7 protein-coding genes are annotated in these 8,304 nt (G+C 43.3%); 4 read left to right on the top strand and 3 right to left on the bottom strand.

The features are described 5' to 3' along the window. On the bottom strand, nt 1–302 hold a 302-nt coding region (locus KO473_RS21530), incomplete at its 3' end, for a transposase family protein (protein WP_216035099.1). A 724-nt stretch (nt 303–1,026) separates the two neighbouring features. Between KO473_RS21530 and metF the strand changes: the two genes are divergently transcribed. From metF to gldH, 4 genes are read left to right on the top strand one after another with little or no spacing between them, the layout of a single operon-like run. Then, nucleotides 1,027–1,980, top strand: coding sequence for a methylenetetrahydrofolate reductase [NAD(P)H] (gene metF / locus KO473_RS21525; RefSeq protein WP_216035179.1), 954 nt, complete (start codon nt 1,027–1,029; stop codon nt 1,978–1,980). Between the two features lie 3 nt (nt 1,981–1,983). Beyond that, complete coding sequence (locus KO473_RS21520) at nt 1,984–3,093, top strand: DNA polymerase III subunit delta' (RefSeq protein ID WP_005783087.1); 1,110 nt, start codon at nt 1,984–1,986, stop codon at nt 3,091–3,093. 16 nt (nt 3,094–3,109) lie between these two features. Further along, complete coding sequence (gene ricT / locus KO473_RS21515; RefSeq protein WP_032541051.1) at nt 3,110–4,567, top strand: regulatory iron-sulfur-containing complex subunit RicT; 1,458 nt, start codon at nt 3,110–3,112, stop codon at nt 4,565–4,567. Then, nucleotides 4,545–5,015, top strand: a complete 471-nt coding sequence (gene gldH / locus KO473_RS21510) for a gliding motility lipoprotein GldH (protein ID WP_005783084.1) — start codon at nt 4,545–4,547, stop codon at nt 5,013–5,015. The genes ricT and gldH overlap by 23 nt, the downstream gene beginning before the upstream one ends. On the opposite strand, the gene rodA is transcribed toward gldH, so the two are convergent. Continuing rightward, on the bottom strand, nt 5,010–6,467 hold the full coding sequence (rodA, locus tag KO473_RS21505) for a rod shape-determining protein RodA (RefSeq protein ID WP_005810928.1): 1,458 nt from the start codon (nt 6,465–6,467) through the stop codon (nt 5,010–5,012). The genes gldH and rodA overlap by 6 nt on opposite strands. Beyond that, a complete protein-coding gene (gene mrdA / locus KO473_RS21500; protein WP_005810930.1) occupies nt 6,448–8,304 on the bottom strand; it encodes a penicillin-binding protein 2 in 1,857 nt (618 codons plus the stop codon). Before mrdA ends, rodA begins: the two co-directional genes overlap by 20 nt.

The following is an 8,304-nucleotide window of genomic DNA, read 5'->3' as shown; positions in this document are numbered from 1 at the left end:
ACTCCGGGAATTCTACGGCAGATGTCATCAACCCACAACCTGAAACATTCTTCAAACCAATCGATATCCAATATGGAGAAGAAACGGCTCAAGGTATCATGAGAAGGAATAGAAACCAAGCCCGGAAGACGAGCCTTGAAATATGATTCATGTGTTTTTCCGAATGTTTCTATTTCGTTCCACGTATCAGCACCGCAGATAACAGCGACTAGGGCGATGAACACTATTTCGTTAGACTGATATATTTTATTCTTATCATCTCTTACATCAGGAATTATAGCTGAAAATGCTTGAATGGTCATATTGAGATATGGATTTAATATAGTAAAAAGCAAATGTAATGAATTATATTACACACAGACAAAAGGAGCAGGAAATATTGAAAAATACAGGGAAGGGACTACATATTTAGGAAATAATACAACCCTAATAAGATGTTATACTTATTGAGCGTCCGCCCTGGGAGATGAAAGATACAAAAAGAAAAAAGGAAAGAGACCGGGAAAGAGTGAAACGGGACGAAAAGAAAAGATAAAAGACTAATGTTAAAAGCACATTTTGCCATAATTTCTCTCCCCCCCAAAAAAACAAGGCATGTTCTACCAAAGCATATGAAAGCAGTTATAGTAACAGACAAAAACTTTCTTTCATCGTTTTCCAGGGCAAAATCAGCTAATTATGATTCTTTCGCAATTCAAGCGCAAAGGTCTTTCAAAATAAACAAGATGTACCGTCATAAGGTAGCTCTAAGACTTCTGTCATAAAGAATAAAAGAACAAATACACCAGCAAAATCAACAGAAGGGACAACAAAACCGAACTTTAAAAATATCCCCAAAGGAGCATCTGTCCATGTAAATCTTGCCTTTCATTCATTAAAAGTATCGGTTAACAGCCAAAAAAGACTCATAACCGGAAGAGATAGCAATCTTTTAGGGTTCCACAACGATTTCATTTCATCTTTTTTTCGTATTTTTGTCCCAATATGCACCTTATTATAAGGAGAGCAACGACGAATAAAGAAACAATGAGAGTAATTGACTTAATACATAGCAACGAAAAAACAGCCTTCTCTTTTGAAATACTTCCTCCTCTGAAAGGTACAGGTATTGAGAAGCTGTATCAAACCATAGATACATTACGAGAATTTGACCCCAAGTATATCAATATCACTACGCACCGCAGTGAATATGTATACAGAGATCTGGGGAATGGGCTTTATCAGCGCAATCGGCTACGAAGACGTCCGGGAACCGTAGCTGTAGCAGCTGCTATCCAGAACAAGTATAATATGACGGTAGTACCTCACATTCTGTGCAGTGGTTTTACTCAGGAAGAAACTGAATACGTACTGCTCGACCTACAATTCCTGGGAATTACCGATCTGTTGGTTCTCCGTGGAGATAAAGCAAAGCGCGAATCGGTTTTTACCCCCGAAGGAGACGGACATCATCATGCTTTAGAGTTACAGGAACAGATCAATAATTTCAATAAAGGTATCTTTGTAGACGGTTCGGAGATGAAAGTAACAAATACTCCTTTCTCTTATGGAGTGGCCTGTTATCCGGAAAAACATGAAGAAGCACCTAACATCGACATGGATATCTATTGGCTGAAAAAGAAAGTGGAGGCCGGAGCCGAATATGCTGTGACACAATTGTTCTATGACAACAAGAAATACTTTGATTTCGTAGAAAGAGTACACCAGGCAGGAATACACATCCCGATTATTCCGGGCATCAAACCTTTCAAGAAGTTATCCCAACTAAGCATGGTTCCGAAAACATTTAAGGTAGACCTTCCGGAAGAACTAACCCAGGAAGCACTGAAGTGCAAAACAGACGAGGAAGCCCGCAAAGTGGGTATCGAATGGTGTATCAACCAATGTAAAGAGCTGATGGCCGCCGGTGTACCCAGTATCCACTTTTACTCCATCGGAGCAGTGGACAGTATTAAAGAAGTAGCCAAAGCGATTTATTAAACTATGTTTTTCAGAGACGTCATCGGACAAGAGGCAGCCAAGCAGCGACTGATACAAGAAGTCAGCGAAGGACGCATACCACACGCCCAACTTTTCTGCGGGCCTGAAGGTGTGGGCAAGTTTCCATTGGCATTAGCCTATGCACGCTACCTGAGTTGCACGAACCGCAGTGAGACAGACGCTTGTGGAGTCTGTCCGTCGTGTGTGAAGTTCAATAAGCTGGTTCACCCCGATGTTCACTTCGTTTTTCCGGTAGTAAAAAACGGAAGAAGTGATGATTACATTGTGGAATGGAGAAAACTGGTACTGAATAATCCCTATTTTACGATTAACCACTGGCTAAATGAAATTAACGCAGAAAATGCACAGGCGGTGATTTACACCAAAGAAAGTGATGAGATCATGAAAAAGCTCAGCCTTAAATCCAGCGAAGGAGGATTTAAGATTACCATTCTTTGGCTTCCCGAAAAGATGCAGCAAGCTTGTGCCAACAAGTTATTAAAGCTGCTGGAAGAACCACCCCAGAAAACGATTTTCTTACTGGTATCAGAGAATCCGGAATTAATTCTCCAAACGATACTGAGCCGCACACAACGTTTCAATCTACGCAAAATAGACGAACAATGCATTGCCGACGCTTTACAAAACAAATATGGAGTGCAGCAGGCGACCAGTATTTCGATTGCCCACCTGGCTAACGGAAACTTTATCAAAGCGCTTGAAACCATTCATCTGAATGAAGAGAATCAACTGTTTTTTGAGTTATTTGTCAGCCTGATGCGCCTTTCTTACCAAAGAAAAATCCGGGAAATGAAATTGTGGAGCGAACAAGTGTCAGGCATGGGACGTGAACGTCAGAAGAACTTCCTGGAGTACTGCCAACGGATGATCCGGGAGAATTTCATCTACAACCTGCATCGGAAAGAATTGACTTATATGACATTAGATGAACAGAACTTCGCTACACGGTTTGCCCCTTTTGTAAACGAACGAAACGTGATGGGCATCATGGACGAACTGAGTGAAGCTCAAAAACATATTGAACAGAATGTAAACGCTAAAATGGTATTTTTCGACTTCTCACTGAAGATGATCGTACTGTTGAAGCAATAACTTTAAAATAAAGTATATGGAATTTAAACTGCATAATGGGAGCGGAGGCCTTTGCTGTAAGAGCTGTTCCCGACAAGATAAAAAACTAAATACCTACGATTGGCTGGCCGACATACCGGGCAATGCGGAGGAGAGTGACATGGTAGAGGTTCAGTTCAAGAACACCCGCAAGGGATACTACCGAAACAGCAACAAGATCAAATTAGAGAAGGGAGACATCGTAGCCGTAGAAGCTACACCGGGACATGACATCGGCACCGTTACCCTGACGGGACGATTAGTGCCGCTCCAGATGAAAAAGGCAAACTTTAAACAAGATGCTGAAATCAAACGTATCTACCGCAAAGCCAAAGCTGTGGATATGGAGAAATATGAAGAAGCCAAAGCCAAAGAACACGCCACAATGATTCGTGCGCGTCAGATAGCGGCCAGCCTGAATTTGGACATGAAAATTGGCGACGTAGAATATCAGGGAGACGGCAACAAAGCTATCTTCTACTACATCGCTGACGAACGCGTCGACTTTCGGCAGTTAATTAAAGTGTTGGCTGAAGCTTTCAGAGTACGTATCGAAATGAAACAGATCGGTGCGCGCCAGGAGGCAGGGCGCATCGGAGGTATCGGTCCTTGCGGACGTGAATTGTGTTGCGCCACCTGGATGACAAGTTTTGTGTCTGTATCGACCAGCGCAGCAAGGTATCAGGACATTTCACTCAATCCTCAAAAACTGGCAGGACAGTGTGCTAAGTTAAAATGTTGCCTGAACTACGAAGTAGATTGCTATGTAGAAGCGCAGAAGCGCCTGCCTTCAAGAGAGATCGAACTGGAAACTAAAGACGGAACCTATTATTTCTTCAAAGCAGATATTCTCAGCAACCAGATTTCGTATTCAACAGACAAGAATTTCGCCGCAAACTTAGTCACTATCAGCGGGAAACGGGCATTCGAAGTGATAGGACTGAACAAAAGGGGCATCAAACCGGATAGTCTATTGGAAGCTGAACGCAAACCGGAACCTAAAAAACCGATTGACCTGTTGGAACAAGAAAGTCTGACACGTTTTGACCGTGACCGTCGCCGTAACGGAAAAGATGGAAATGGAAAAGAAGAAGGTGGAAACGGAAACCGCAAAAAGAAGAAAAAGAACAATAACAACCGTCCGCAACAAGCCGCCAATGCTGAAACACAAAACCCATCGCCGACGGCTATAGAAAACAAAGAGAACAGTGGAGCTCAACCGGTACAAGGGCAACAACGCACACGAGGAGAACGCCCCAAAAACAATAACCGCAGCAACAATCAGCCGCGCAAAAATAATGAGGCTCGTGAACCGCGCAATAATGAAAATCGGGAAACACGTAAGAATGAACCCCGTGAGCAGCGCCCTCCACGCGAACCCCGCGGACCACGTAACAACGAACAACCTAAACGCACCGAGAAACCCCAGGGAAATGAAAAACCTGCTCAAGAATAGCATCTGCATGCTTCTCATGACATGGATACTGACTGCATGTGACGATAACACTGTGTATCACTCATATCAATCCACCCCTCAAGGTGGATGGAAAAAGAGTGATACACTCTTTTTCAATGTCCCTTTGAATGACTCCCTGATCAATCTGCGATTGTCTGCCGGTGTACGCAACAGCAGTAATTATCCTTATCAGAATCTGGACATCCTTATCAGTTACAATCTGGAAGATTCAACTGTATGGAAAACAGACACTCTGAAGTTTACTCTGACTGACCAGGAAGGTAAATGGAAAGGAACCGGCTGGGGAAGTCTTTACCAATCGGCTCTTCCCTTAAAAGACTGCTCCATCAAGCATCCCGGTAACTATACTTTTAAAGTTGTACACGGAATGAAAGATGAACAAATAACCGGAATCATTGATGTGGGACTGAAAATCGAGCACTTATAACCTCCTGCTACGTCCTGCATCAATACGCAGAAAAATAAAAAGCAGAATAGTAAATCCCCATAAAGACGACCCCCCATAACTAAAGAAAGGTAACGGAATACCAATCACAGGAGTCAGACCAAGCACCATTCCGACATTAATAAATAAATGGAAAAGGAAGATACTCACGACCGAATAGCCATAAACCCGTCCAAAAGTTGAGGTCTGCCGCTCCGATACCGCTATAAGACGCAGTATCAATGCCAGGAAAAGTAAGAGGACAGCAGCTGAACCAACAAATCCCTGTTCTTCGCCTACAGTACAGAAAATAAAGTCTGTATCTTGCTCAGGCACATATTTCAACTTCGTTTGCGTACCGTTCAGAAAGCCTTTGCCGGTCAATCCTCCAGAACCAATCGCTATCTTAGACTGGTTAACATTATAACCGGCACCAGCCAGATCCTCTTCCATTCCCAACACTACCTTTATACGAATCTGCTGATGAGGTTCAAGGATATTGTCGAAAACATAATCGCTTGAGTAGAGAAAACCAATAGATCCCAAAGCAAACAATGCTATCAGGAGATAAGCACGTTGTCGCTCGCTCAGAGACAAGTAAAGCAGATAGCAGATAACCACCACACAAAGTCCCCACTCTACCCAAACCAGATTAAAAGGAACAAGATACTCAGAAACAAGATAGGCAATCGACAATGCAAGCAAACTACCACCTATAATATTCCGCACAGGCTCCCATTTCTTTCTATACACCCAAACCATAGAACCTGCAAACAAAAGTATCATCATCAAAACAGCAAATTCTCCGATCGGTGTAGGTGTGTCGGCAATAAACACCTGATCAAAACGAATACCTACCACAAAATATACTACTGCACATACCCCTGAAAACAAAACAACCCCGGGCATACCTTCGCGATACAGCATCAAGAAAAAAGCAAGATAGACCAATGCCGAACCGGTTTCTTTCTGCAACACGATCAGCAACATCGGCAACAGAATAAAAGCAACCAAAGGCAAAAAGCATTTCCACTTCTTTATATTAAAAGAATAGGCATTCATAAACTTCGCCAATGCCAAAGCCGTTGCAAACTTTGCGAATTCCGCCGGCTGGAGACTGACCGGACCTAATATTAACCAGGAACGGGAGCCTTTTGTATCAGGTGCGATAAAGATAGTCACTATCAACAGAAGAATCAGACCTATATATACAAGGTATGCAAACATATCGTACATCCGTTCTTCAAGCATCAGAAGAATGAAGCCAAGCCCAAATGAACAGATAATCCACATAAATTGCTTACCGGCGCGGGTAGAAAAATCCAGAAAGTCACGATCACCATAATCATAACTGGCTCCACACACACTGAACCATCCGCCGATAATAAGGAGCAGGTAAATACCGATCGTTACCCAATCCAATGTTTTCCATAAACTAACGCTCCTCGTTTCCATACATAATCACTCTATTACTATATTCTTCTGCACGTATCTCGTTCTCGGGGGACAGCTTTCCTTTTAAATATTGTTCCATCATCAGTGCCCCGATAGGTACTCCGTAAACCGCACCAAAGCCACCGTTCTCAACATATACAGCAATGGCTATCTTGGGATTATTCATCGGAGCAAATCCCATAAAGACAGAATGGTCATGACCACGATTCTGCGCCGTACCGGTCTTACCACACACTTCAACATCCGGCAAAATGGCCCCAGCCACCCGGCAAGTTCCTCCCGTAACCGCAGCCCGCATACCGGTCACCACATCTTCATAATGTTTTCGGTCGATAGAGGTCTTTCTGGGCACCCGATAGATACTGTCAAGCTGTTCGTCCTGTATTTCTTTCACAATATGCGGAGTGATAAAATGTCCCCGATTGGCAATAGTAGCACCCAGATTGGCTATCTGCAACGGAGTTGCCAGAATCTCTCCCTGACCGATGGCAATACTGATTACCGTCAATCCATTCCAGCGTCCACGATAAGCTTTATCATAAAACTGAGCATTAGGGATCAATCCGCGCTTCTCCCCCGGCAAGTCTACTCCAAGTTTATAACCAAAACCTTGAGAAACCATGTGATCTTTCCAAACAGTAATGGCATTTTGCGAGGAGCCATACTTCCGGTCACCAAACATCCGGAACAATCCCCAACAAAAATAAGAGTTACATGAAGTAGCAATGGCCGGTATCAATGGCAGCGGTGAACCATGAGCATGGCAACCTACATGCAGGCTTCCGTAATTGAATCCATGAGCACAAGGAAAGGCCGGCGTATTGGTCTGAATAATTCCTTCCTGTAAGAAAGTCAGTGCTTGTGCTGTCTTAAACGTTGATCCCGGAGGATATACCCCCATAATCGAACGGTTTAGCAAAGGTTTCATCGGATCTCTCTGAAGCATGAGGTGATTCTTTCCACGCTGACGCCCAATCATCAGTCTCGGATCAAAATCAGGCGAGGAAACCATACAAAGTATTTCCCCCGTTTCCGGCTCAATAGCTACAATACTACCGATTTTGTTTTTCAATAAACGCTCTCCCAGCATCTGGAGATCAATGTCAATTCCGAGTTTCAGATTCTTCCCGGGTATCGGACGTTTATCATACTTCCCATCCATATAATGCCCCTGTATGCGCCCATGGGCATCACGCAGCAATACTTCCACTCCCTTTTCACCGCGCAAAAAAGATTCATACGATTTTTCAATGCCTTGCTTACCGATATAGTCGCCACGGATGTAGTAATCATCATTTTCTATGTCTTTCATTGATACCTCACCGATATCACCAAGCACATGGGCAGCAGAGTTATAACTATATTGTCGAATGGTGCGACGCTGTATATAGAATCCCCGGAATTTAAATAGTTTCTCCTGAAACACCCCACACTCTTCTGCCGAAAGCTGAGACATAAATACCTGATTAGTATAACGTGAATATCCCGGATTTCTACGGCGGTCTTTCATATCACTCATAATTCTCAGGAACTGCGCACGGGTGATATTCAGCGTCTGACACAAATCAAGTGTGTCAAGGTTCTCAACTTCCTTTGGAACCATTGTAATATCATAAGCAGGCTGATTAAACACCAACAATTTATCATTCCGATCGTACATCGCCCCACGTGACGGATACTGAATTTTATTTAAGAAAGCATTACTGTCGGCATTCTTCTTATAGTCATCCGTAGCTATCTGGAGTGAAAATAAACGCACTAAGTAGATCAGGACAATAGCCAGCGCTACTCCACCGATCACATATTTTCGTTTCTCCAGCACATAATCTTTTGCCAT

It is taken from the genome of Bacteroides sp. HF-4919 (assembly GCF_018860125.1).
The sequence above is the reverse complement of the archived record's forward strand: the minus strand, read 5'-3'. Positions and strand labels throughout refer to the sequence as shown.